Annotated in this window: 23 protein-coding genes; 8 read left to right on the top strand and 15 right to left on the bottom strand. The window is 72.3% G+C overall.

Annotated elements, in window-relative coordinates:
* Positions 1–27 precede the first annotated feature (27 nt).
* Positions 28–675, top strand: coding sequence for an exonuclease domain-containing protein (locus tag BJ968_RS12100; protein ID WP_179752152.1), 648 nt, complete (start codon positions 28–30; stop codon positions 673–675).
* On the opposite strand, the gene BJ968_RS12105 is transcribed toward BJ968_RS12100, so the two are convergent.
* The 4 genes from BJ968_RS12105 to BJ968_RS12120 form a co-directional block, all read right to left on the bottom strand.
* Positions 647–1,402 carry an NERD domain-containing protein gene (locus tag BJ968_RS12105; RefSeq protein ID WP_179752154.1) on the bottom strand — a complete coding sequence of 252 codons (756 nt, stop codon included), beginning with the start codon at positions 1,400–1,402 and terminating at the stop codon, positions 647–649. The two genes, BJ968_RS12100 and BJ968_RS12105, sit on opposite strands and share 29 nt — an antisense overlap.
* A gap of 150 nt (positions 1,403–1,552) precedes the next feature.
* Entirely contained in the window at positions 1,553–3,037 is a 1,485-nt protein-coding gene (locus BJ968_RS12110) for an ATP-binding protein (protein ID WP_179752156.1), read from the bottom strand.
* 51 nt (positions 3,038–3,088) lie between these two features.
* Complete coding sequence (locus BJ968_RS12115) at positions 3,089–4,144, bottom strand: HNH endonuclease domain-containing protein (RefSeq protein WP_179752158.1); 1,056 nt, start codon at positions 4,142–4,144, stop codon at positions 3,089–3,091.
* Positions 4,144–5,517, bottom strand: a complete 1,374-nt coding sequence (locus tag BJ968_RS12120; protein ID WP_343077985.1) for an ADP-ribosylglycohydrolase family protein — start codon at positions 5,515–5,517, stop codon at positions 4,144–4,146. The genes BJ968_RS12115 and BJ968_RS12120 overlap by 1 nt, the downstream gene beginning before the upstream one ends.
* 70 nt (positions 5,518–5,587) lie before the next feature.
* On the opposite strand from BJ968_RS12120, the gene BJ968_RS12125 reads away from it, so the two are divergent.
* Entirely contained in the window at positions 5,588–6,226 is a 639-nt protein-coding gene (locus BJ968_RS12125; RefSeq protein WP_218885016.1) for an NUDIX hydrolase, read from the top strand.
* A 26-nt stretch (positions 6,227–6,252) separates the two neighbouring features.
* On the opposite strand, the gene BJ968_RS26625 is transcribed toward BJ968_RS12125, so the two are convergent.
* Complete coding sequence (locus BJ968_RS26625; protein WP_179752160.1) at positions 6,253–6,909, bottom strand: response regulator; 657 nt, start codon at positions 6,907–6,909, stop codon at positions 6,253–6,255.
* The gene (locus BJ968_RS26630) at positions 6,906–8,036 is read right to left on the bottom strand and encodes a histidine kinase (RefSeq protein WP_179752161.1); all 1,131 of its coding nucleotides are present in this window, start codon (positions 8,034–8,036) and stop codon (positions 6,906–6,908) included. Before BJ968_RS26630 ends, BJ968_RS26625 begins: the two co-directional genes overlap by 4 nt.
* 137 nt (positions 8,037–8,173) lie before the next feature.
* On the opposite strand from BJ968_RS26630, the gene BJ968_RS12140 reads away from it, so the two are divergent.
* Positions 8,174–8,878: an ATP-binding cassette domain-containing protein gene (locus tag BJ968_RS12140; protein ID WP_179752163.1), complete on the top strand. Its 705-nt coding sequence runs from the start codon at positions 8,174–8,176 to the stop codon at positions 8,876–8,878.
* The gene (locus BJ968_RS12145; protein WP_179752164.1) at positions 8,875–9,684 is read left to right on the top strand and encodes an ABC transporter permease; all 810 of its coding nucleotides are present in this window, start codon (positions 8,875–8,877) and stop codon (positions 9,682–9,684) included. The genes BJ968_RS12140 and BJ968_RS12145 overlap by 4 nt, the downstream gene beginning before the upstream one ends.
* Positions 9,685–9,697: 13 nt before the next feature.
* On the opposite strand, the gene manD is transcribed toward BJ968_RS12145, so the two are convergent.
* The 5 genes from manD to BJ968_RS12170 all read right to left on the bottom strand — a co-directional run bounded on the left by manD (position 9,698) and on the right by BJ968_RS12170 (position 14,857).
* Positions 9,698–10,918: a D-mannonate dehydratase ManD gene (gene manD, locus BJ968_RS12150; RefSeq protein ID WP_179752166.1), complete on the bottom strand. Its 1,221-nt coding sequence runs from the start codon at positions 10,916–10,918 to the stop codon at positions 9,698–9,700.
* Positions 10,919–10,941: 23 nt separating this feature from the next.
* A complete protein-coding gene (locus BJ968_RS12155) occupies positions 10,942–11,784 on the bottom strand; it encodes a carbohydrate ABC transporter permease (protein WP_179752168.1) in 843 nt (280 codons plus the stop codon).
* Entirely contained in the window at positions 11,784–12,731 is a 948-nt protein-coding gene (locus BJ968_RS12160) for a carbohydrate ABC transporter permease (RefSeq protein WP_179752170.1), read from the bottom strand. The genes BJ968_RS12155 and BJ968_RS12160 overlap by 1 nt, the downstream gene beginning before the upstream one ends.
* Positions 12,731–14,017: an ABC transporter substrate-binding protein gene (locus BJ968_RS12165; protein ID WP_179752173.1), complete on the bottom strand. Its 1,287-nt coding sequence runs from the start codon at positions 14,015–14,017 to the stop codon at positions 12,731–12,733. Before BJ968_RS12165 ends, BJ968_RS12160 begins: the two co-directional genes overlap by 1 nt.
* 87 nt (positions 14,018–14,104) lie before the next feature.
* Positions 14,105–14,857, bottom strand: a complete 753-nt coding sequence (locus tag BJ968_RS12170) for a FadR/GntR family transcriptional regulator (RefSeq protein WP_179752175.1) — start codon at positions 14,855–14,857, stop codon at positions 14,105–14,107.
* Between the two features lie 158 nt (positions 14,858–15,015).
* Here BJ968_RS12170 and BJ968_RS12175 point away from each other — a divergent pair, with 158 nt between their 5' ends.
* Positions 15,016–15,423 carry a very short patch repair endonuclease gene (locus BJ968_RS12175; RefSeq protein ID WP_179756610.1) on the top strand — a complete coding sequence of 136 codons (408 nt, stop codon included), beginning with the start codon at positions 15,016–15,018 and terminating at the stop codon, positions 15,421–15,423.
* A gap of 28 nt (positions 15,424–15,451) precedes the next feature.
* Complete coding sequence (locus tag BJ968_RS12180; protein ID WP_179752177.1) at positions 15,452–16,174, top strand: hypothetical protein; 723 nt, start codon at positions 15,452–15,454, stop codon at positions 16,172–16,174.
* 54 nt (positions 16,175–16,228) lie between these two features.
* On the opposite strand, the gene BJ968_RS12185 is transcribed toward BJ968_RS12180, so the two are convergent.
* The 4 genes from BJ968_RS12185 to BJ968_RS12200 all read right to left on the bottom strand — a co-directional run bounded on the left by BJ968_RS12185 (position 16,229) and on the right by BJ968_RS12200 (position 22,669).
* Positions 16,229–19,288, bottom strand: a complete 3,060-nt coding sequence (locus BJ968_RS12185; RefSeq protein WP_425491494.1) for a DEAD/DEAH box helicase — start codon at positions 19,286–19,288, stop codon at positions 16,229–16,231.
* Positions 19,289–19,345: 57 nt separating this feature from the next.
* Positions 19,346–21,106, bottom strand: coding sequence for a DUF2075 domain-containing protein (locus BJ968_RS12190; RefSeq protein WP_179752181.1), 1,761 nt, complete (start codon positions 21,104–21,106; stop codon positions 19,346–19,348).
* Positions 21,093–21,377, bottom strand: coding sequence for a nucleotide pyrophosphohydrolase (locus BJ968_RS12195; RefSeq protein ID WP_179756612.1), 285 nt, complete (start codon positions 21,375–21,377; stop codon positions 21,093–21,095). Before BJ968_RS12195 ends, BJ968_RS12190 begins: the two co-directional genes overlap by 14 nt.
* 509 nt (positions 21,378–21,886) lie before the next feature.
* Positions 21,887–22,669, bottom strand: coding sequence for an aldolase/citrate lyase family protein (locus BJ968_RS12200; protein ID WP_179752184.1), 783 nt, complete (start codon positions 22,667–22,669; stop codon positions 21,887–21,889).
* 191 nt (positions 22,670–22,860) lie between these two features.
* Here BJ968_RS12200 and BJ968_RS23775 point away from each other — a divergent pair, with 191 nt between their 5' ends.
* On the top strand, positions 22,861–24,003 hold the full coding sequence (locus BJ968_RS23775; protein WP_218885018.1) for a four-carbon acid sugar kinase family protein: 1,143 nt from the start codon (positions 22,861–22,863) through the stop codon (positions 24,001–24,003).
* Positions 24,000–24,998, top strand: a complete 999-nt coding sequence (gene pdxA, locus BJ968_RS23780) for a 4-hydroxythreonine-4-phosphate dehydrogenase PdxA (RefSeq protein WP_218885019.1) — start codon at positions 24,000–24,002, stop codon at positions 24,996–24,998. The genes BJ968_RS23775 and pdxA overlap by 4 nt, the downstream gene beginning before the upstream one ends.
* The last annotated feature ends 4 nt before the right edge of the window (positions 24,999–25,002 follow it).

The raw sequence follows: 25,002 nt of genomic DNA on the forward strand, positions 1-25,002 counted from the left end.
TCGGGTTCCACAGCGAGGAGAGACCCCATGACCGTCATCGACACCGCCGACCCGCTCCCCCGAGCGGTCGCCCGGCGCTACCGGCACCGGTACGCCGTGCTGGACGTCGAGACGACGGGTCTGAAGCCCGAGGCCGGGGACAGGATCGTGCAGATCGCCGTGACCTGGCTCGACGCTCGCGGCGTCGTCGAGCGGACCTGGTCCTCCTACGTGGACCCGCTGCGCGACACCGGCGTCGTCCACGTCCACGGCATCACCGCCGAGCACGTCGCCGGCGCCCCCACCTTCACCCAGCTCGCCCCGACCGTGGCGTCCCTGCTGGCCGGGCGGGTCTTCGTCGCCCACAACGCCCGCTTCGACTGGGCCTTCATCTCCGCCGAGATGGCCACCGCCGGCGTCCGGCTGCCCGTGCGGGAGCGGCTGTGCACGTGGAAGCTCGCCCGCCGCCTGGACCTGCCGGTGGCGAACTTCAAGATGGCCACCCTCGCCGCGCACTGGGGCATCCAGCAGCTGCGCGCGCACGACGCCGTCGACGACACCCGCGTCCTGGTCGAACTGCTGCGCGAGGAACTGGCTGCGGCGCAGCGGGACCGGGTGGAGCTGCCGGTGGAGCGGGTCGCCCCGCCGACCGTCCTGGAGCGGCTGCTCAGCCGGCTGCGCCCAGCTGCTGGCTGACGAAGGCCGCGAACCCGCCCACCAGCAGGGCGACGACGAGGACGACGGTCAGGGCCAGGACGAGCCGCACGCCGCGGTCCGGGGCGTCCTGAGCGGGCTCGGGCAGCGCGGGGCTGGTGGCGCCGTCGAGCTGGTCGCGCAGCGCGGCGGTCAGCTCGTCCACCGCGGCGGCCGACAGCGTGCGCGGCAGGGACCGCAGGTGCCGCGCGAGGTCCTCACGCCCGACGACGACCACCCCCGCCGCCGTCGGCGCCGGCCGTCCCCGCTGCGCGGCCAGGCACAGCACGCCGCGGGTGGCCGACCGGTGGCGCGGGGGCAGCAGCGCCGCCATGTCGGCGGCGGCGCGGGCGACGCCGTCCAGCGCCTCGTCGCGCCGGTGCGAGCCCTGCCGCAGCACGCCGTCGCGGACGGTCACCGGCCCCGACCAGTTCTTCGCGTCCACGACGACGACCCCGCCGGGGCCGATCGCGACGTGGTCGAGGTTGGCCTTCGCCCGGCCCGGCCAGCGCACGTCGTGCAGCAGCCGCCAGCCGTGCGGTTCGAGCGCGGCGAGCGCCTGCGCGACGAGGCGCTCACCCTCGGCGCCCGCGGTCCAGGCGTGCTGGCGGCGCTCGGCTGCGGCGAGCTTCTCGCGCAGGCCGTCGGTGGCGGGGGCGCGGCGCAGCCGTTCGACCCGCGCCGTGGCGCGCCGCGCCTGCTCCTGCGCTCCGCCGCCCGCGATCCCCACGCACGTGGTGTCGGGAGCGGGGGTGGCGGGGTTGACGGGGCGTCACCCGTCCGGGGGCTCGGTCCGGTGACGGTGGGCCAGGTGCTGGAGCGGCGATCCGTAGCGTTCGGGTCCGTCCCGGCGAGGCTTCGCGGACGTCGGCTGCTCGTCTCAGGTGGTGGCGCGGTACCGGCGGCGTCTGTCCCGTGGTGGTGCTGTGGCCTCGACCTCGCCCGCGGCGATGAGGTCGTTGAGGTACCGGTTGGTCATGGCCCTACCCACCCCGAGCGCCCCGGCCAGGTCCTCGGCGTGGTGATTACGACCGTCGCCCAGCAGTTCACGCAGGGCATCCAAGCGATGGGCTCGGCTGCGGCTCCCGGCAGGAGGAGACGTCCTGCGGCCGGTGGTGGCCGGCTCCCGGTGGAGGGTGGTGCGGAAACGGGTCAGGGAGACGGTGAACTCCGGCGCGCGCAGACCGTCGTGCGCCATGACCGCCCGCATGACACCGATGCCGCTCCCGCGGTTCTCGCACACGACGTGGTCCGTGCCCGGGAGGGCCACGTCCGCCAGGAGCAGTGCGAGCCGGCTGTTGCGGCTCGAGGAGACCTCGCCCAGCTCCTCGCTCGTCACCGGCCCGAAGAGCCCACCCGGGCTGATGACGTCGAGGCGGTCCGGGTACATCTCGACCTGCACCTGCGTGCCGAGGCTGTGCGGACCGTAGTCGCGGTGCATCAGCGCGTTGACCACCGCCTCACGGACGGCGTCCGGGGGGAACGCGAACCGGTCGGTACGACCGACACCGTCGATCCGAGCGGCGACGGGTGAGTTGCGCAGGACGGCGGCGACGGTGTCCTCGACCATCGCGGGCAGCGGGCCGGTGAGGGTCTGGCTGTCGAGGAAACGGGGGCCGTCCGCGGGCCCGGCACCCTTCGTCGAGCCCGGGACGTTGATGAACGACACGTGAGCCTGCGGGTGGAACTGCTGCGGGTAGCTGCCCAGCGTGAGGAGCCCGGCCAGGCTGGGCACGAGCCGTCCCCCCGACGGCACCAGGACGTTGAGCTGCTGGAGCGCGCGCTCGTCAGGAGCGTCGCGGAAGATCCGCGGTTGCCGTCGGCGGACCCTGCGCAGGAGGGCTGCGACGGCGTCCTCGTCGAGGTCGGAGACGTCCGCCTCGGTCGGTGCGGCGTCGTGCCGCGGTTGACCGCGGTTGTCGCGCAACGCCTGTGCCTCGTAGTCGGTGAGGACGCGGTCGCCCTCGTGGGAGCGGGTGTACGAGCCGGAGCGTTCACCCCGGCTCACGACGAAGCAGGGCTTGGCGTCCGCGGGGAGCTCGGCGACCCGGCCGACGACGACCTGCCCCCCTTCGGCGTCTTCGACGGCGATGTCCAGGCGGAGCGGCGGGGAGAGTTCGCTCGTCGCGGCCTCGTCGAGCAGTCGTGCTGTCCGGGGAGCGTCGAACCCGGGGACCACGGCGAAGCCGTTGGCCTCGTCGACGCCCAGGACGACCCGGCCGCCCTGGCCGTTGGCGAACGCGCTCAGGGTGGGGAGCAGGCTCTTCGGCAGGCCGCCCGCGGCGGCCTTGGCCTCGAGGGTCGCTGTTTCGCCATGACGTCGGAGCGCCGTCAGCAACTCCTCAGCGGTGACACGCTCGTGCACATGTACATAGTACATAAGAGCACATATGATGCGCATGTACTATGTAGTGGCTCACCAGCCGACCCGCCCGTCGAAGAAGTCGTACACCCCCGGCCCCCGCCACAACGGCACCCCCACCGTCGTCGCGCGGTACAACCCGACGGCGGCCCCGCGAACCCGGGCGGTCTCCACCGGCCAGCGCAGGGGCGCGGCGAGCGTCTGCAGGTCCGCCTCCGGTCGGGCCAGCAGGTCCCGCACGTGGTCGACGGCCGGCAGGGTCGCGAGCTTGTCGCCGTTGCAGCGCGGGTCGGTGAGGACGAGGTTCCGCACGCCGTCGAGGGCGACGCGCGACCACGGCAGGACGTGGTCGACGTCCACCCGATCGGTCAGCGTTCTCCCGCAGTAGAAGCAGCGGTTGCCCTGGAACTCCCGCAACCCGGGGGCGAGCTTGGCGACGGCGGCGCGGTCGGCGCCGAAGAGGAACGCGTGCAGGTCGGGCACGTCGAGCTCGGCGCGGTTGAGGCGCTGGACGTCCTCGACCCACCACCGCTGCACCACCGGCTGCAGCAGCGCCGACACCCGCGCCAGCGCCGACGGGACACCGGGGAACAGCTCGACCGCCCACCCGTGGGCGTCGAGGGTCGCGACGGTCACCTTCTTGCTCAGCCAGGAGTCGTCGAACAGGAACGCGACCCCCGGTTCGCGGCCGCCGGTGCGCTGCAGGGCGAACAGCGGTTGCTGCGCCAGCGTGATCGACACTCTGCGGCGCAACCGTTCCCACCGGGCGGGTTCGGCGGACCGCCACTGCGCGAGGGTCGGCAGGCCCCGGCGCTCGGCGTCGCGGCGCAGGGTGGTGACCTCGTCGAGGAGGGACGACGAACCCTCTTGAGTTCGCGCGTTCTGCCGCAGCACCCCGTGCTCACCGAACACCCGGACCTGCGGCCAGTACGCCTCGACGACGCGGTCGGCGAGGTCCCCGATCGGGACGGTCAGCCCGGCGTCGTCGGGGACCGGGTTCTCCAGGCAGTGCTGCAGCAGCGCGTCCAGCACGGCCAGCTTGTAGGTCGCGACCCGCCGCCCCGTCGCCAGCAGCTGCGCGAGGCGGGCACCCAGGTCGAGCGGGTCCACTACCGCGGCAGCCGGTTCAGCGCCGCCGTGAAGCTGGCGTTCCAGTCGCTGAGGTGCGGCCAGACCGCCGTGACCTGCTCGGTCGCCTCCCGCGCGGACACCCCGCGTTCCCGCACCACCCACGCGCGCAGCACCAGCCCGGTCCGCGACGCCCCGGCGTGGCAGTGCACGAGGACGGGCTTCCCGTCGGCGCGCAACGCGGCGATGTCGTCCAGGACGTCGTCGAGGACGGTGTCCAGTTCGGTGTTGCTGTCGTCGTCGGTGAGGTACGCGAAGCGCTGCACGTCGTGGCCGAACCGGCCGCCGGTGCGGCACAGCGAGACGACGGCGAAGTCGCGGTCGCTGCGGCGCGCGCCGTCGAGGTCGGCAGCCCACACGCCGTCGGTGACCTCGACCGGGGTCAGCCCCCGCGTGGGCGGCGGCTCGTGCAGGGCCGCGGTGGACCCGTCCAGGCGCAGCGCCAGCCACTGCAGGTCGCGCAACTCCCACGTCCCCGGGAACCCCGGGACCCGGCCGTGCACGGCGGAGCTCCAGCGGATCGGGATGCCCGTCATGCCCGCGCGCGCCCCGGCCAGGGCGCCGGTGACGCAGGCGACGGTGTCGGTGTCGCCGCCGAGGTCGATCACCAGCCGCAGTGCCTCCTCGAACGTCGTGGAGTTCCGCAGCGCCCACAACGCCGACCCCAGCGTCGGCCACACCGCGCCGTTGGACTCGGTGGCGTCCGCGGGCGTCCAGCCCGGCGCGCACACCTGCGCCCACTTGGCCCGGTACGGTTCGGCGACCTCGGCCAGGGCGATCGCGTCGTCGGCGTCGCCGCCGTCGAGCAGCACCCGCAGCACCTCGTGGAACAGCGCGCAGCCCTCCCCGGCGGCGGGGTCGCCGTGGGTGAGGGCGCTGATCCGGCGGGCCGCGTCCATCGTCGCGGCCCGGCCGTCGCGGGCGAAGAAGACCGCCGCGGGGGTGGTGCGCATGAGCGAGCCGTTGCCGGCCGCGCGGTGCCCGGCGCGGACGTGCTCGGCCGCCGCGGTGTCCCACGGCAGCCCCGACCCCAGCACCGCCGACGTCTGCACGCCGATGTCCGGTGGCCCGGCCTGCGCCCAGCGCTGGAACCGGGCGAACACGTCGGCCTCGTCCAGGCCGCCGCGCTCGACGAGGGACTGCGCGAGCAGCAGCGCCATCTGCGTGTCGTCGGTGAACTCGCCCGGCTCCCAGCCCAGGGACCCGCCGCCGCACATCTCGGTGCGCACCCCGCGGGCGGGGGAGGGGAAGCGGGTGGAGAAGGCGTGCGGGGGGCCGAACTCGAAGGGGGCGCCGAGGGCGTCCCCGACGGCCGAGCCCACGAGGGCGCCCATCACCCGGTGCTGACGGTCCACGGTGGCCTCCTTGATTAGCGCAATCCTGCGACAAGTCGACGTTAGCGCACACCTGCGACAACATCGAGCCGTGTCCGACCTCCAGTCCTACGTGCGACCCTCCGTCGCCGTCGACACCGTCGTCCTCACCGTCGCCCCTGACGCCGGGTTGTCCGTGCTGCTGGTGCCCGGACCCGGCGGGGGGTGGGCCCTGCCCGGCACGTTCCTGCACGAGGGGGAGACCCTGGCGCAGGCCGTGCTGCGGTCCCTGCGGACCAAGGCGCACGTCGAAGGGCTGCGGCCGCGGCAGCTGCACGTCTTCGACGCCCCCGACCGCGACGACCGGGGCTGGGTGCTGTCCGTCGCCCACCTCGACGTCGTGCCCTGGGAACGGCTGACTCCCGCGCCTGACGACGTCCGGCTCGTCCCGCACGACCGGACGGGGCCACTGCCCTTCGACCACCGCGAGATCGTCGACCTGGGCGTCGCCCAGACCCGGCGCGAGTACGCCGGCGCCCCCGACCCCGCCGGGCTGCTGCCCGGGCGCTTCACGTTGCGGCAGCTGCAGACGCTGCACGAAGCCGTCGCCGGCCGGGCCCTGCCGCGCGACACGTTCCGGCGCCGCGTCGAACCGGCGCTCCGGGACACCGGGCAGCTCAGCAGCGGGACCGTCGGCAAACCCGCACGGCTGTTCGAGCGCCACCCCCGCGGTGATCGAGCACTCCGGTGATCGAGCACTCCGGCGCGGCCTCGGCCTCACCCGTCCAGCAGCCCAAGCTCCAGGGCCCGCAGCACCGCGCGGGTGCGGTCGCGGACGCCCAGCTTCAGCAGCACGGCCGTGACGTGGTTCTTCACCGTCCCCGGCGCCAGGTGCAGGGCCGCGGCGATCTCCTTGTTCGACCACCCGGCCGCGGCCAGCCGCAGCACGTCCAGCTCCCGCGGGGTCAACGGCTCGGGGACCCCCAGGTCGGCGGGTCCGGCCGGCCGGTTCGCGACGGCCCGCAGCAGCCGCTCGGTCAGCGCCGGCTGCAGCAGGGTCCCGCCGTCGGCGAGGGTGCGGACCGCCGCCAGCACCTGGTCCAGGGTGACGTCCTTCAGCAGGTACCCGCGCGCGCCGGCGCGCAGCGCGGCCAGGACCAGCTCGTCGTCGTCGAACGTCGTCAGCACCAGCACCGGGACGGTGCTGCCCCTGTCCCGCAACGCCTCCAGCGTCGCGATGCCGTCCCGGCGCGGCATCCGCAGGTCCAGCAGGAGGACGTCGACGTCGCCGCGGGCCACCAGCTCCAGCGCGTCGTCGCCGTCCTCGCCCTCCCCGACGACCCGCACCGCGTCGCTGAGGGACAGCAGCCGCAGGATGCCCTGCCGCACGAGCGTCTGGTCGTCGACCACCGCGACCCGCACCGGGCCGTTCACGCCGGGACCTCCAGCTCGGTGCGGAAACCCCGCCCGGGCGCGGTGCGGAACCGCACGGTCCCCCCGGCACCCTCGACGCGCTCGACCAGGCCCGCCAGGCCGTTCCCGGGGCGCAGGTGGCCGCTGCCGCGACCGTCGTCGGCCGCTTCCAGGCGCACCCCGGCGGCCGTCGCGACGACGTCGAGGGTGAAGCGGTGCGCCCCCGCGTGGCGCAGGGTGTTCGTCAGCAGTTCCTGCGCGGCCCGCACCACCACCAGCGCCCGCTCTGGGCCCACCGGCACCTCCTCCCGCACGGTCAGCACCACCGGCAGCCCCGGCGCCCGGCCCACGACCTCGCGCAGCGCGCTCTCCAGCCCCTGCACCTCCCCGCGCAGGTCGCCCACCACGGTCCGCACGTCGCCCAGCAGGTCCTTGGCGATGCCGCGGGCCCGGTCGACGTGCTCGGCGACCGGGCCGTCCGCGCGGTGTGAGGCGACCTCCAGCTCCAGCGCCAGCGCCGTCAGGCCGTGCCCGACGACGTCGTGCAGCTCCCGGGAGATCCGCAACCGCTCGGCGTCCCGGCTGGAGGCCGCCAGCAGCGCCGACGCCGCCCGCAGCTGCGCGTGCGCCGCGGCCAGCGCCGTCCGCTGCTCGGCCTGCCGCCGGCCGGCCACCACCAGGACCGCCGCGAACACCTGCAGCGCACCGTAGAGCGTCCCCAGCGCCACGACCTGCCCCGTGCCCAGCCCCGCCCGCGCCGCGCCCGCCACGACGGCGGCGCTCTGCACCGCGATGAGGACGGCGGTCACGGCGGGGGACAGCGTCAGCGCGGCCGGTACCACCGCCACGACGAAGAGGATCGCCGTCCAGTTGGCCTGCGGGGCGATCCACCACGCCACCAGCGCGGCCACGACCCCCACCGCCAGCGGCGCCGCGGGCGGCAACCAGCGGGGGCGGGGGACCAGCCACCCCGACCCGGCGACGTCGTCGACGACGAAGGACAGCGCGAACACCCCGTACGCCACCCACCACCACCCGCGGGTCCCCGGCGGGCCGTCCCACGCCCCGACCGCCGCCAGGACCCCCACGGCGGCGAGCGCCACGTACCCCGTCACCGCCGCCGCGCGTTCCTGAGCCCCGGAGAACACGGGGGAATGGTAGGAGCCCCGGGCCCTGGACGACCCCTGCCAGGAGTCACGGGTGCAGCCGGTGACCTCCGGCACTTCGGGCGACAGCCCCCGGATCCCTAGCGTCGCAGGTGGTTGACCACGGAGAGGAGAAACCGGTGGACGTCATCGAACTGGACGGGGTCGTGAAGACGTACGGGGACGTGCGCGCCGTCGACGGCCTCGACCTGCGGGTCCGGCGGGGCGAGGTCGTCGCCCTCCTCGGGCCCAACGGCGCGGGCAAGAGCACCACGTTCGAGCTGCTGCTCGACCTCGTGCGGCCCACCGCGGGGTCCGTGCGGGTCCTCGGCGGGGAGCCCGGCGCGGCGCGGGCGCGGGTCGGGGCGATGCTGCAGTCCGCCGGGCTGCCCGAGCAGGTCACCGTCCGTGAACTCGTCCGGCTCGTCGGGCACGCCTACCCCCGGCACCTGCCCGTCGCGGACGTCCTCGACCGCACCGGCCTGACCGCCCGCGCCGGCCGCACCGTCACCGCCCTGTCCGGCGGCGAGCGGCAACGGCTGCTGCTGGCCCTCGCCCTCGTCGGGGAGCCGGAACTGCTGCTGCTGGACGAACCGACCGCCGCCATGGACGTCCTGGCCCGCCGCGCGTTCTGGGCCCAGGCCCGCGCCGCCACCGCGAACGGGACGACGATCCTGTTCGCCACCCACGACCTCACCGAGGCCGCCGCCCACGCCGACCGCGTCGTCGTCCTCGCCGCCGGGCACCGCGTCGCCGACGGCACGCCTCGCGAACTCGCCGGCGACGGCGACCTGGAGACCGCCTACCTCACCCTCACCGACACCCCCGTGGGAGACCCGCGATGACCACCACCCTCACCGGTTCCCGGCTCGGTTTCGCCCGCCTGGCCGTCGTCACCGAGGCTCGCGCCGGGCTGCGCCGCCCCGAGTTCGCCGTCCTCGGCATGACGCTCCCCGTCATCCTCTACGCGATCTTCGGGCTCCCCGACGCCGGGGACGAGCTGCCCGGCGGGACCCCCACCGGCGTCGTGATGCTCGCCGGGATCGGCTGCTACGGCGCCCTCACCCTCGGCATCGTCGTGTTCGGCGAGGACGTCGCCAAGGACCGCGGCCGCGGCTGGCTGCGGACCCTGGCCGCCACCCCCGTCCCCACCGGCGCCTACCAGCTCGGCAAGCTCGGCGCCGGGTTCGTCCACGGCCTGCTCATGGTGACGGCGCTGTGCCTGTTCGCCGGGCTCGTCGGCGCCGTCTCCCTGACCGCCCGGGAGTGGGTCGTCCTCGGCGCGCTGCTCGTCGCCGGGGTCCTCGCGTTCAGCCCGCTGGGCTTCGCCATCGCCTACCTCGCCCGGCCCCGCGCCGCCGTCGTCGTCACCAACGTCCTGTTCCTGCCGCTGTCCTTCGTCTCGGGGCTCTTCGTGCCGCTGTCCGAACTGCCCGACGTCATCGGGCAGGTCGCACGCTGGCTGCCCAGCCACCACTTCGGGCAGGTCGTCCTGCACGCCGTCGCCGACGACGCCGACATCGCGCGGCTCACCGGGCTGGGCACGCAGCCGGTGGGGGTGCACGTGGCGTGGGTGCTGGGCAGCGCGGTCCTGTTCACGGTGGTGGCGCTCGCGGCGGCGCACCGGGAGGCGGTGACGCGGCGGGGGTGAGGACCCCTGCCGCTCACCAGTCGTGCACGGTGCCGTCCGCGAGCCGGTTCACCGGCAGGTACGCCGGGTCGTACGGGTGCGCCGCGGCCAGCTCCTCGTCGTACTCCACCCCGATCCCCGGCGCCTCGCCGGGGTGCAGGTGGCCGTCGGTGAACGTGTAGGCGTGCCGGAACACCTCGTTCGTCGTGTCGGTGTGCCCGGAGTACTCCTGGATGCCGAAGTTGTGCACGGCCAGGTCGAGGTGGATCGCGGCGGCCATCCCGACGGGGGAGATGTCCTCGGGCCCGTGGACGGCGCTCTTGACCTGGTACTGCGCGGCGAAGTCGAACAGCTTGCGCAGCGCGGAGATCCCGCCGAAGTGCGTCACCGCGGAGCGGGCGTAGTCGATGAGCTGCTCGGTGATCAGGGTCTGGTAGTCGAAGACGGTGTTGAACACCTCGCCCACCGCCAGCGGGGTCGTCGTGTGCTGGCGGACGACGCGGAACACCTCCTGGTTCTCCGCCGGGGTGCAGTCCTCCAGCCAGAACAGGTCGTACCGCTCGACGTCCTTGCCCAGGCGCGCGGCCTGCAGGGGGGTGAGCCGGTGGTGGGCGTCGTGCAGCAGCGGCAGGTCCGGGCCGAACTCGTGGCGGACCGCCTCCAGCACGGTCGGCAGGTGGCGCAGGTAGGCGCCGGTGTCCCAGTCCTCCACGACGGGCACGGCGCGCTGGTCCAGCCGGGTCGGGTTGTGGGCGATCGCCTCCCCGGTGTGGACGCCGTACACCTTCTCCAGCCCCGGCACCCCGGTCTGCACGCGGATCGCCTGGTACCCCTCGGCCTGCCGCTGGCGGACGGAGTCGAGGAGCTCGGGGACGTCGCGGCCGTTGGCGTGGCCGTAGGTGCGCACGCGCTCGCGGGAGGCGCCGCCCAGCAGCTGGTACAGCGGCAGGCCCGCGACCTTGGCCTTGACGTCCCACAGCGCGACGTCGACGGCGGCGATCGCGGCCATCGTCACCGGACCGCGCCGCCAGTACGCGCCGCGGTACAGCGACTGCCACGTGTCCTCGATCCGGTGCGGGTCGGTGCCCAGCAGCAGCGGGACGACGTGCTCGCGCAGGTAGGCCACGACGGCCTGCTCGCGGCCGTTGAGGGTGGCGTCGCCCAGGCCGGTGATCCCCTCGTCGGTGGTGACCTTCAGGGTGACGAAGTTGCGGCCGGGGCAGGTGACGAGGACCTCGACGTCGACGATCTTCACGGTTCTCCTCAGGGGTTGCGGGCTCAGCCCTTGGTGGCGCCGGCGGTCAGGCCCGCGACGAGGTACTTCTGGCCGAAGACGGCCGCGAGCAGGACGGGGACGGTCATGAGGGTGGCGGCGGCCATGAGGCCGCCCCAGTCGGTGCTGGCGTAGGAGATGAAGGTGAACAACGTCACCGGCATCGTCTTGGTGTCCTCGTCCGACAGGATCAGCGCGAACATGAAGTTGTTCCAGCTGGAGATGAACGCCAGCACCGCCGCCGTCGCGGTGCCCGGCGCGGCCAGCGGCAGCGCGATCCGCAGGAACGCGCCGAACGCGGACAGCCCGTCGGTGCGGGCGGCCTCCTCCAGCTCGACGGGCAGCCCCTCGAAGAACCCGATCATGATCCACAGGATGAGCGGGACGGCGACGAACATGTGGCTGAGGACGAGGACGGTGTAGCTGCCGACCAGGCCGATCTGCGCGAACAGGTAGTACCACGGCACGAGCAGCGAGATCGCCGGGACGATGCGCGCCACGAGGACGAGGGAGCCGGTGCGGTGCATGGCGAACCGCCCGACCGCCCAGGCCGCCGGGACGGCGATGACCGCGGCCAGCGCGGTCGAGACGACCCCGACGATCGCGGAGTTGCCCATCGAGCGCAGGATCTCCCCGTCGGCCAGGACGTTGCGGAAGTTGTCCAGCGTGGGGGAGAAGACGAGCCCGACGGTCGGGTCGGTGACCTGCACGTTGGTCTTGAACGCCGCGGCGACCATCCACACGACGGGGGCGACGATGACCAGGCAGACGACGGTGATGGCGGCCGCGCGCAGCGGCCCCCACGGGGTGCGTCGCGGTGCGGTGCGCAGGGCGGTGGCGGTGGCCATCAGGAGACCCTTCCCGAGCGGCGGCGCAGGACGAGGACGACGCCGATGATGACGAGGGTGAACAGGACGAGGACGGCCGCGGCGAGCCCGTACTCCTGGTAGTCGAAGGTGAGGCCGTAGGCGTACACGTTGAGGGTCTCGACCTCGAAGTCGGACCCGCCGCCGGCGCCCTTGGTGGCGTAGAGGATGTCGAACGTCTTCAGCGCGTCGACGGCCCGCAGGATCAGCGCCGTGAACAGCGTCGTCGACAGCATGGGCAGGACGACGAACCGGAACCGCTGCCACGCGCTGGCGCCGTCGACGAGGGCGGCCTCCTCGGGTTCCTCCGGCAGCGTCGACAACCCGGCCAGCAGCAGGATCGCCATCATCGGCGTCCACTGCCACACGTCGAGCAGCACCAGCACGTACAGGGACTGCGAGACCGACCCGAGGAACTCCTGCCGCGGCAGGCCGACCCCGGCGAGCAGGTGGTTGGCGATGCCGTTGGTGGGGTCGAGGATGAGCAGCCACAGGATGCCGATCGCGACCGGCGTGGCCAGCAGCGGCACCATGAGGATCGTCCGCACGAGGCGGGCGCCGGTGAACGCCTTGCGCATGAGCATCGCGATGGCCAGGCCCAGGACCGTCTCGAGGACGACCGCGCCGATCGTGAAGACGGCGGTGCGGCCCAGCGCGGGCCAGAACCGGCGGGTGTCGCCGAGGGCGTCGGCGAAGTTCTGCAGGCCCAGGTAGCGGCGGCCGGAGTTCACCGCCCCGAAGGCGTCGGTGAGGCTGAGGTTCAGCGTGAACAGCAGCGGGAAGACGATCATGACGCCGACGAACCCGAGGGCCGGGGCGAGCATGAGCCACCTCAGCCGCCGGTTCTGCTGCTCGAACGTCTTGGGCCGCTTCCCGCCGGGGCTGACGGTGAGGGGACCGGTCGCGAGGTCCGGGGAGGTCGTCGACATCAGAACTCCTGCTGGCGGTTGTCGCGGACGAGGAAGTCGGCGAACTCGGCGTCCGCGTCGGCGGCGACGGGGTCGACGTCCTCGCCGAGGATCCCGGCGACCAGCGGCCGGCCGACGATGTCGCGGGCCCGGCCCACCTGGATGACCTCCGGGCGGTCGTGGCCGGTGCCGTTGGCGGTGTTGACCCGCATCGCCTCGGCCAGTTCGGGCGGGAAGGCGGCCGCGGTGGCGGGGTCGTCCCAGACGGACTGGCGGGCCCCGGGGATGCCGGCGGTCTGGACCTCCTTGACGCGGTCGGGTCCGGCGGCCCACTCCAGGAACCGCCACGCCTCGTCCTGCAGCCGGGAGAACCTGTTCACCGCGAGCGCCCAGGACGGGATGTTGTAGGGGACCGCGCCGGCCGGGCCGGCGGGGAACGGGGCGAACCCGACGGTGTCCATGACGGTGGAGATCGAGGGGTCGAGGAAGTTGGTGTAGATGGCGTCGGCGTCGACGTAGAACGCGGCCCTGCCCTGGGCGAAGATCGGCATGGCCTGCTCCAGGCTCATGTTCGTCGCACCGGGTGGGCCGGCCTCGTGCAGCAGGCGGCCGTAGTAGGCGTACGCGGCGCGGGCCTCGTCGCTGCCGATGCCGGAGCCGCCGTCGGCGGTGGTGAAGTCGCCGCCGAAGGAGAACAGGAAGCTGGACCACTGGCTGACCGCCCCGGCCCGCTGGCCGCGGCCGACGTACCCGAACGTGTCGCCGTCCGTCAGGGCGAGCGCCTGCTCCAGCAGGTCGTCGAGGGTCTGCGGCGGCGCGGGGACGAGGTCCTTGCGGTAGTACAGGGCGGGGCGTTCGGTGACGACGGGGACGCTGTGGACGCGGCCGCGGGTGGTCGAGCGCTCGCGGACGGCCTCCTGCACGTCGTCCCAGGCGAAGGCGGGGTCGGCGACGCGGTCGGTGAGGTCGGCGAGCCAGCCGTTGCGGGCGAACAGGAGCTGGTCCTGCAGGGGGCGGACCATCATGACGTCGATGTCCGTGGCGGAGGCGTTGAGCTTGACGTTGTAGCTGCTGCCGAGCTGGTCGGCGGTGAGCATCTGCATGCTGACGCGGCGACCGGACAGCTCCTCGAACTCCGGCAACCTCTCCTGGATCGCTTGCGACCAGACGTGGTTGACCGCGGCGATGCGCAGCGGGGTGCCCGGTCCGGCCGGGCCGCTGCCGGAGCCGCAGGCGGCGAGGGCGGCGGTGCTGCCGGCCGCGGTCAGGAGGCGGCGCCGGGTCAGCGCTGGTCGTGTCGACGTCATCGTCATCCTCGGGTCAGGTCGGACACCACTGGTCCAACTGGTCCTACCAGTTGGACCGTAACTGTGCGCCGCCGGTGGGGTCAACCCTCAGAAGGGGTGCCGCAGCAGGTTCTCGAGGTGCCGGTTGGCCATGACCTCCAGCGGCTCGTCGAGGTCCTCGCCGTACGTGCGCAATCCCAGCGCCAGGTGCTCGCGCATGTGGTCCCGCGCCAGGTCCACGTCGTGCGCGCCGATCGCGGCGAGGATCTCCGCGTGGTGCGGCACCCCCGGCTCGGCGATCGAGGGGTCGGAGTTCGACCGCAGCATCATCTCGAACATCATCGGCCCGATCGACAGCAGCATGATGCGCAGCACCGGGTTCCCGCTCGCCACCGCGATCGCCTCGTGGAAGCCCAGGTCCGCGCGCGCCATCGCCACCGCGTCCGGCGCGTCCAGCACCGCCTGGTGCGCCGCGGCCAGCGTCGCCAGGTCCTCCTCGCCCGCCCGCTCCGCCGCGAGCCCGGCGATCTCCACCTCCAGCGGCAACCGCGCCCGGATGAGCTGACGCACCGTCGGCCGGCTCGCCCGGTACACCGCGTCGAAGCCCCGCGACTCCGCCAGCCCCGGGGAGCTGACGAACGAGCCGCGCCCCGCCGCGACCTCGATGAGGTGCTGCGCCTCCAGCCGCCGCAGCACCTCCCGCACCACGTTGCGGCTCGCGGCGAAGCGGACCGCCAGCTCCCGCTCCGACGGCAGCTTGTCGCCCACGGCCAGGACGCCGGTGCGGATCTCGTGCTCGAGCTCGCGGGCGATGCGCTCGGTGAGCAGGCCGCGGTGGGGGGAGACCGGGGCGGGAGGCATGGGGGCAGCGTAGGGGCCCTCGCGCGCCCGGAGTCGCCGGCGGGGCTGTGGACGGACCGGTCCTCCACCTCCTGCTCCCCGCGTACGGTGCGGCGGTGAGCGCGTGGCAGGAACCCGGCCCCGCCCCACCACCCTCCAACCCCGCCGTCGCCGGGATCATGCGCCGCACCGGCCGCCGCGACACCCGCCCCGAGCTCGCGCTGCGCCGCGAGCTGCACCGCCGCGGCCTGCGCTACCTCGTCGACACCACCCCGCCGGGCACCAACCGCCGCCGCCGCGCCGACCTCGTCTTCCGCGGCGCGCGAGTCGCCGTCTTCGTCGACGGCTGCTTCTGGCACTCCTGCCCCGTCCACGTCCACCGGCCCAAGGCCAACGCGACCTGGTGGCGGATCAAGCTCGCCAGCATCACCGCCCGCGACCGCGACACCGACGCGGCGCTCGCGGCGGCCGGGTGGCACGTCGTGCGCGTGTGGGAGCACGAGCCGCCGGTGGCCGCCGCGGACCGCGTGCACGGCGTCGTCCACGCCCGCCAGAAATCACCCTCGCGGGCGGTGGCGGGTCCGTAGGCTGCCGACCTCACCGTCGAGGAGGAACGTGTCCCGCTCTCCGATGTCCCGCCGCGCCGCCGTGGCCCTCGCCGTCGCCGGGCTCACCGCCTGCAGCGCCGACCCGCCCGCCCCCGCGTCCCCCGCGGCCACGACCCCGACGACCCTGTCGTGGACCGACACCCACCTCACCGGCAGCGACGGTTCCCTCACCTGGGACGTGGTGGTGCCCCGCGCCGCGGGTGCGCCCATCGCGGACGAGCTGAACCGGCGCGTGACCGCCTCCGCGCAGGACGTCGTCGACGCCGCCCGCGCGACCGTGCAGGCCGGCGACCCGCCGCGCACCCTCACCGGGCAGGGCACCGTCACCACCGACGACGGCCGCACCGCGCAGGTCCTGCTGGAGGTCGTCGACAGCACCGAAGGCACTGCCCACCCCACCACCACCGTCGCCTCCACCGTCCTCGACGTGCAGCGCGCCCGCCCCCTCACCCTCGACCTCGTCTTCACCGACCCGCCGGCCGCGTTCACGCAGCTCGCCCCCGTCGTCGAGGACCTCGCCGCCGCGCAGGGCGAACCCGTCACCACGCCGGAAGGCCTCACGCCGGAGGAGGCGAACTGGGCGACCTGGCAGTCCGGGCCCGAGGGGATCGCGTTCTCCTTCCAGGACTACCAGCTCGGCGGGCACGGGGTGCGGCGGTACGTCGTGCCGTGGGAGCAGGTCGAGCCGCTGCTCACCGCCGAGGCGCGGGAACTTCTGGCGCCCGCCTGACCCAGGGGTCGTGTCCGAGCCGTCGGGCACGATGCCGTCCGTACATCCCAGGAATCAGGCCGACTGGACGACCGTCGCAGCGGCGAAGAAGTCCATGGGCATTTCGTGCCGCAGCTTCCAGGTGATGGCGATCGGACGGTCGCCCCGGTGGCTGACGTAGTCCGCCTGACCGAGGAACAGGAACGGCTCAGGCCCCAGGTCCCCGGTCTTGGCGGGGCGCGCGAAGAGCAGGACGTGCGTCCCGTTCTCCCGGTGGTGGAGGTACCGCTGGCCGGTCACCGAGGCGACGCTGGTCGTCGACTGCGACTCCCAGTGAAACAGCTCACGCGTGAGCGGGTAGTCCCGGTACATCGTGGTCGGTGAGAAGTCGGCGTCCGACTTGTTGAGCGTGATGAGGAAGGCGTCGGTCTCCAGGTGAGGAGCCCACAGGACTCCCTCGCGGAAGCGTTCCGGCGGTCGCTTGTCGCTGATCAAGCCCAGCGCCGCGACAATCTCGTTGCGCGAGTACCGGGCGTGGACAGCGAGTGGTACGTCGTGCAGCGAGCCGGCCAACTCGGCGGTGGGTCGACGAGCCGTGTCGAACGCGAGGTCGACGACCTGGGACAGCTCGTCGCGCACGGCCGGTTCATCCACCGCACCGGCCAGTCGCGACAGGTGCGCCTCGCTGTAGCTCCCGGGCACCAGCGAGGCCGTCAGCATGCGGGCCAGCGCTTCCTCGACCGAGCCAGTGGGCTGCTCACCGCGGAGGAGGCGGCGGTAGGTCTCGGCGCGGGCGCTGTCGTCCACGTGGGCGACGGCAGCAACCCGCTTGAGGAGCTTCGGCTCGAGGTCACCACCATCAGGGACGTCGAGCCCAGCCTCGCGGCACAGCATCGTCCACGAGCGGTCGCTCCGGAGCACCTCGCGCAACCCGTGACCGGATTCGGCCAGGAAGGTCGCGAGCGCCGTCGTCCCGAGGCTGCGGACCTCGTTGACAAGCGCCCGCCGCTGCGGCTGCAGCTGTCGCTTGAGGCTGCTGAGCACGCGCTCCTGCACCACGCGGTCGAGCACGATGGAGCAGCCGGTGGGCAGGAGGGGGAAGCCCTTTTCGACCTGCTGGGCGAGCCGGCCGCGGGCCAACCCGGTCAGCGCCTGGAAGCGCGCGTCGAAGCGGAAGCCTTCGTTCTGGTTGCCGACGAAGTCCAGCACGGTGAGCACGGCCTTGCCGTGCGCGGTCCGCAGGCCCCGGCCCAGCTGCTGGAGGAAGACGGTGGACGACTCGGTCGGGCGGAGGAAGAGGGCGGTGTCCACCTCGGGGACGTCGACGCCCTCGTTGTAGAGGTCGACGGTGAAGATCGCGGCGATCTCACCGCGACGCAGCCGCCCCAGCGCGCTGGTGCGCTCTTGGGTGTCGCTCTCGCTGGAGACGGCGACCGAGGGGATCCCGGCGTCGGTGAAGACGCGCGCCATGTACTGAGCGTGCGCGACGGACACGCAGAAGCCGAGCCCCTTGATGGCCTGCGGATCGCTGACGCGCCGCTCCAGCTCCCGCAGGACGATGCGCGCGCGGGCGTCGTTGCCGGTGTACAGGTTCTCCAGCCCATCGACGTCGTAGCGCCCTCGGGACCACTTCACGGCCGAGAGGTCGACCTCGTCGTTCACGCCGAAGTAGTGGAACGGGACGAGGAGGTCATCGGCGAGCGCGTCCCACAGTCGGAGCTCGGTGGCGATGCGTCCGTCGAACAGGGCGAGGACGTCCCGCCCGTCACCGCGCTCCGGTGTCGCTGTGAGGCCGAGGAGCTCCATCGGCTCGAAGTGCTCCACGACGCGTCGGTACGTCGGTGCCGTGCCGTGGTGGCACTCGTCGAGGACGACGACGTCGAAGGCGTCGGCGGGGAGCGACGCGATGCGCTGAGGCGTCAGCGACTGCACGCTCGCGAAGACGTGACGACCCTCCCGGGGTTCGAGCCCTCCGACGAGGAGCTCACCGAACGACCCGTCCGCGAGGACTTGCCGGTAGGTCCGCATCGCCTGCTCGAGCAACTCCTTGCGGTGCGCGACGAAGAGCAGCCTCAGGTCGCGGCCGTGCTGTCGTCGTAGGTCGCGGTAGTCCAGCGCAGCCAGGACGGTCTTGCCCGTGCCCGTCGCGGCCACGACGAGGTTCCGGTGCCGGCCGTGCAGCTGCCGCTCGCCGGCGAGCTGCTCAAGCATCTCCTGCTGGTGCGGACGAGGCGTGACTTCGATGGACGACATGTCCACCGGTGTCCCGCTCTTGCCGGTCGCGCCCGCGTCGCGCAGTGCAGCGTCCAGCCGTGCGGCATCGCGGTCGGGGTCGTAGGTCTCGAAGGTGGGGCTGGCCCAGTAGCTCTCGAACGTGGCGTCGAACTTGTCGATCAGAGCGGGCGTCGCCACGCTCGACAAGCGGACGTTCCACTCCAGCCCATCGAGCAGTGCCGACCTCGAGAGGTTGGAGGACCCGACGTAGCCGGTGTGGAAGCCGGTGTTCCGGCGGAAGATCCACGCCTTCGCGTGGAGACGAGTACGCGTGGTCTCGTAGATGACCTTGACGTCGGCTCCGTAGTCGCGGACGAGGGCGTCGACGGTGCGGCGTTCCGTGGCGCCCATGTACGTGGTGGTGATGATGCGGACCTTGGCGCCTCGATCACGGAGGCGCCGGAGCGGTTCGTCGAGGAGGCGCAGTCCGGACCACTTGAGGAAGGCGACGATGAGGTCGACGGAGTCGGCGCTCTCGAGTTCGGCGCGGATCTCGCTGCCCAGAGCGGGCTCCCCCGGGCTGTTCGTCAGGAGGGCGGCCTCGGAGAGAGGGGTGGCGGGCCGCGGGGGTGTGGCCTCCTGCGTCACGGACAGCAGTTGCTGGAACCGTCCTCTCTCGTCCAGGACCGGCACACCGGTCGGCGCGTCGAGGACGTCGAGGACGCGGCGGACCAGGTCGTTCTGCGCTGCTGTGGACGACTGGCCGTGGAGCGCCGTGAGGATGGCGCGACCGAGGTGCGTCGCGACGACGTGGGGAACGTCTTCGTTGCCCACCGGCGCCAGCTGCGGTGATCCGAGCGTGCCCTGGAGTTGGTCGAGGAGACCCCGGGAGACCAGCTCTTCCCACAACCCCGGGTTCAAGGGAGGACCCTGCGCTGCGGACATGTTCCCCTCGAGTGTCGACCTGAACGTATTCGATCACGGTACAGGGGAGCGTCCGCTACGGACTCGCTGACTCTTGCCGTCGTGTGGCGTCAGGTAGCTACGGAGGTGTTCCCGCAGAGCGGGATCGCACACGTACACGTACGTTCCCAGGACGCCTCGGGTCAGCAACACGGCGTACGCGTTCTTGACGTACTGCAGGATGTCGTCATCCGTGTACGTGATCCCGCGTTGAGGATTGTTCTGCATCCCCTTCTTGTCGTGGTAGTTGGATCGGTCGAAGACGATTCGATCGGTCACCGGGTCGAACCGCAGGTCGGGTCCGATGATGACCGCCGCGATGTTCAGGTCGTAGCCTTGAGTGGTGTGGACCGAGCCCACTTCGAGGACGGAACCCGGCGCGTTGATCCAGTCGACGTCCGTGCTGTTCCAGCGCAGCTGGCGGTCGCCGATCGTGATGTCGAAAGCGGCGGGGTCCTTCTTGCTCAGCCACGGCCATGCGTACCCTGCGATGGCCCGCGCGAGCCCCACCTCGGTGTCCTTCTGCTCGACCGTGGTCAGCATCTCGTCGAAGTCATCGAAGAAGCGCAGGTCGTACCCGGGGAACACTTGCGGCTCGACGGCCGTGCCGTTGAGGACGCGGCGGATGTAGCCGACGTAGTCGGAGCCGGCCTGCACGCGCATCTGCGTGGTCAGCGAGTAGTGCCGCTCGGCTTTCCTCGCCGTTGCGGTGAGCTGCTCGAGCGCTTCACGTGGGACGTCTGCTGGACGGACCGCCTGGGCAGCGTCGAGCAGGTAGATCTGGTGGCGGCTCACCTCGTTGATCCAGTCGAGCTGGGTCAGGTTCAAGTCGTCCTTCCCGAAGAGCTTCTCGTTGACCTCTCGGAAGAGCTTGTTCAAGCTGCCGGACGCCAAGCTCGCTCGCTGGTTCAGACGATGCGTCTCGTCGACGATCAGCAGGTCGAAGGGGGTGGCCTGAGCCGCCTCGAAAGGCTTCAACACCATGGACGGGTGGAGTCCAGGAGTCTTGCGGAAGACCTTCTGGATGGACGCGCGCAACGACTGCTGCGGTACGACGAGGCCGATGCGGAAGTCTTTGAGCAGCGCCGGGTGACCTTCCACGAAGAACTCCGAGAAGAGGGAGTCGCCGTCGACGGGTTCACTCAGGTCGGCGTGCTGGATGTCGCTCAGCAGTTTGATGAGGTAGATGGCGACGATCGTCTTACCGGTCCCCGGATCGCCCTGGATGACCAGTCGACTGGGGACCTCCTTCTCCAGGTCGTCGAACAGCCCGGTCAGGATGTCCTCGACAGCGATGGCCTGCTCCGGGGTCAGCGCCTTGAACGGTGACAACTTGAAGAGGTCGCTGTTCTGGATCTCCTGGAGGGAGCGGTCGAAGGCGCCGCGATCCTTCAGCTCGTCGAAGATCTCTTTGAACGACTTCTGGTAGTCCTCACGGCCGTAGTAGTCGGCGTTGGTGACTCCGTCGTTGCGGTTGAGCACCTCGTACTTGCCGTCACCGGCGAAGAGCCGGATGAGGTAGGACTCCAGGTCCAGGCAGACCGACTTGTTGAAGGTCGGGTCTTTGACGACCCGGGCAGTGCGGACCGGCTTCTTCCCCGCGTCGAGGTGCTGCTTGAGGCGGCCAGCGGCGTTGAGCGATTCACCGACGTAGACCTTGCCGGGCCCTTCGAGCGTGTACACGACAGGCCAGTTGCGGTGCCGTTCGTCGAGCTTTCCCCAGGCGCTGATGCTCCCGCTGGTGTACGGGACCTCCTCGATCTCAAAGCCGGTCATGCTTGGTGCTCCTGCCGCGGGCCTTGTCGACGGGGTACTTGGCGCGGGTCTCCTGGAGCTTGTCCAGGACGATCCGGCCGATGTCCAAGTCGAGCTTGTCCGCCAGGAGGCAGCAGTAGGTGAGTACGTCGGCGAGTTCACCCTGGACCCGTGAGAGGTCGGCGTCCCGATGCCACTGGAAGCACTCGAGGAGCTCGGCCGCTTCGATGGTGATGCTCTTGGCGAGGTTCTCCGGTGTGTGGAACTGATCCCACTCCCGTTCGGCGACCATCGTGCGGATTTGCGCAAGCACGCCCTCGTCAATCACGTTTGGATGCTAGTACTCCTCCGCCGCGGTTGGGACCTCCTCGTCGAGTCCGATCGTGGCTCACCTCCACCACGCTGGCGACCCGATGCCGAGGAAGTCCTGCAGGCGCCATGAGATCGGTTGTTCGACCAGGGCAAGCTTTTCGCCTCAGGGTCAGTGTTGAACGGCAGGGTGCTCGGTTCGGGTTGCTGTGCTGTTCACGCCGTGATCAGTCGCGAACTTCGAAGACGCTCCTCGGCTCGCGCGAATACGGTCGTGGGCCTGTGCGGATGACTTGCGAGTGGATACCCGACCACGTCGAGGACTTGAGTTGCGAGCGTGAGCTTTCAATGAGCGCCTTTCTGGATCCTGCCTTGACCGTGCTGAGCCTCAACTGGTGCAGGTGCTCGGCATTCACAGGTCGAAGACTGCGGTGGTTGCCCGCATGGTGTGTGGTTTGGTGGAAGTGGCGTGCTCTCGGCCGTAGGAGCAGCTCATCGTCGTACTACTCCCAGGTGTGCGCTCGCCACCTCCTCCAGGTGCACCAGGTCCCCTGACACCGTCACCACGTCGAACCCCTCCGCCAGCCGCCGCCGCGCCACCTCCCCGCTCGGCGTGTGGATCCCCACCGGCTTCCCTACCGCGCGCGCCGCCGCCTTGATCCGCTCCAGCGCCGCGTCGAGCGCCTCGTCGACCGCAGGGTCACCGGGGTAGGAAGCGCCGAGCGCGAGCGAGAGGTCCGACGGCCCGACGTACAGCCCGTCGACCCCGTCGATGGCGACGATCTCCTCGACGTTCGCCAGGCCGCCGGCCGTCTCGACCATCACCAGCAGCGGGACGTCGGCGTTGGACGCCTCCATCTCGATGCGCAGTTGCGCGCGCATCGGCCCGTAGGACCGCCGTCCCAAGGGCGGGTACTTGGTGTTCTGCACGGCCAGCCGGGCGTCGTCGGCGGAGTCGACGAGCGGCACGATGACCGCGGCGGCGCCGGCGTCGAGGGCGTGGCCGATCCAGGTGAGGTCGTTGGCCGCGACGCGCACGATGCCGACGGTCTCGACCGGTCCCAGCCGTGCCCCGGCGTCCACGGCCATCAGCCCGCGCAGCAACCCGTCGTACCCCAGCAGCCCGTGCTGCTGGTCGAGGCAGACGTAGTCGTAGCCGACGCGCGCGAGGCGCTCGGTGCTGGCGGGGGAGTCCAGCACCACCCAGTAGCCCACGAGGGGTTCGCGGGTGCGGAGCTTGCGGGCGAACTCGGGGGTGGCCGGCGATGCGGGCACGGGGTCTCCTGACGCGGCGGTGGGTCGGGCGGGTAGCTCGTCACACCGCACCACGCGACGAGGTCGTCGGGCAAGCAGGAGGAGTGATCAGTTCGCGCATCGTTGCGCAGTCCGCGCACGACGGCTAGCGTGCCAGCCGACCGCTGTGCGCAAGCGCGGAACAGGCGCAGCACCATCGACGAGGGGGCACGGTGACCGACCTCCTCGTCCTCGCCGACGACCTCTCCGGCGCTGCCGAGTCCGCCGCCGCCCTTCGCGTGCGCGGTTCGCGCAGGTACGGTCCCGTCCACGTCGCCCTCTGGCCCGCTCCTGTCCCACCCGGTGACGTCGTCATCGACCTGCACTCCCGCCACCTGCCCGCCGCCGACGTCGAGCACCGCCTCACCGACGTCCTCCACCACCACCGGAGCCGGACCGTCGTCACCAAGGTCGACAGCCTGCTGCGCGGCAACCTCGTCCCCGTCGTCCGTGCAGCACGGAAGACGGTCCTGCTCGCCCCCGCCCTCCCCGTCGCCGGCCGCACCGTCCGCGACGGCCGCCTCCTCGTCGAGGGCCGCCCCCTGGCGACGACGGCGGCATGGGCGATCGAGGACCGGCCGGCCCCGGACACCGTCGCCGACGCCCTCCCCGGCGTCCCGACCACAACGCTGCCCCTCGACCTGGTCCGGTCGAAAGACCTCGCTACCCACCTCGTGCGCATCGATGACGGCACGGTTGTCATCTGCGACGCCGAGACCGACGACGACCTCGACCGCCTCGTCACCGCCGCCTCCGGCTGCGCCCTCGTCGGCTCAGCGGCCCTCGTCGCCGCGGTCGCCCGGGCCCTGCCCGCCGGGACCCCCGAGGAACCCGAACTCCCACGGGACGCACGGAGCGTCGTCGTGGTCGTCGGCACCGCCGAACCCGTCGCCCAGCAGCAGCTCCGGGAACTCGAGCGAGCCGGCGCCCCCGTCGTCGACCTGCCCTGCACCGACGTGCTCGACGGAACCGCCGCGACCCACCTGACGAACGCTGCCCGGAACCCCCTGACCGTCGTCCGCCTCACCGGCCGGGCCGAGGGGCGCTCGCTGTCCCGGGCGCTGGGCCGGGTCGTCGCCGATGCCGTCGGCCCCGCCGACCTCGTCCTCACCGGTGGGGAAACCGCCCGCCAGGTCCTCGACGCCCTCGGCGTGCCGTCGCTGCGCGTCGTCGGGCAGATCGAGCACGGTGCCGTCCGCTCCGAGACCCCCGACGGCCGCCACGTCGTGACCCGTCCCGGCAGCTTCGGCGCCCCCGACAGCCTGCTCACCATCGTCCGCGCGCTGAACCCCGACCTCCTGAGAGGCACACCATGAGCAGCACCCCCGCCATCGCCGTCACGATGGGCGACGGCGCCGGCGTCGGCCCCGAGGTCGTCGTCGCGGCCCTCCTCGACGAGGAGATCACCCGGAACTCCCGTCCCGTCGTCGTCGGCGACGCCGGCCGACTGCGGCAGGCTGCGCAGGTTCTCGGTGTCGAGGCCGACATCGTCCCGATCGGGAGCGTCGCCGAGTTCCAGCCCGGCCGGATCAACGTCGTCGACCTCGGCCTGCTCCCCGAGGACCTGCCCTGGGGGAAGTTGTCGCCCGTCGCGGGCGACGCGGCCTACCACTACGTCCGCGTCGCCAGCGAGATGGCGATGCGCGGGGAGGTCCAGGCGATCTGCACCGCCCCCCTCAACAAGGAGGCCCTCCACCTCGGCGGGCACGTCTACCCCGGCCACACCGAACTGCTCGCCGACCTCACCGGCACTCCGGAGGTGTCGATGATGCTGTCGACGCCCACCCTCAAGGTCATCCACGTCACCACCCACATCGGCCTCCTCGACGCCATCGCCAAGATCGAACCCGGCCTCGTCGAGCGCACCATCCGCCGCGGGCACGCCGCGCTCGTCGCCGCGGGCAACGCGAACCCGAGGATCGGGGTGTGCGCGATCAACCCGCACGCGGGGGAGGGCGGGCTGTTCGGGTACGGCGAGGAGGCCGAGAAGATCAGCCCCGCCGTCGAAGCCGTGTGGGCCGACGGGATCGACGCCCGCGGCCCGCTGGCCGCCGACACGCTGTTCTTCCTCGCCGCCCGCGGCGATTACGACCTCGTCGTCGCGATGTACCACGACCAGGGCCACGGCCCGGTGAAGGTCCTCGGCATCGAGGCGGGCGTGAACATCACCGTCGGCCTGCCGGTGATCCGCACCTCCGTCGACCACGGCACCGCCTTCGACATCGCCGGCACCGGCACCGTCGACACCCGCAGCATGGTGGAGGCGATGCGGCAGGCCATCGAGGTCGCCCCCCGCCCCGACGTGGACTGAGGAG

The sequence above is a fragment of the Kineococcus aurantiacus genome, from assembly GCF_013409345.1.
In the GTDB taxonomy this organism is placed as follows: Bacteria; Actinomycetota; Actinomycetes; order Actinomycetales; family Kineococcaceae; genus Kineococcus; species Kineococcus aurantiacus.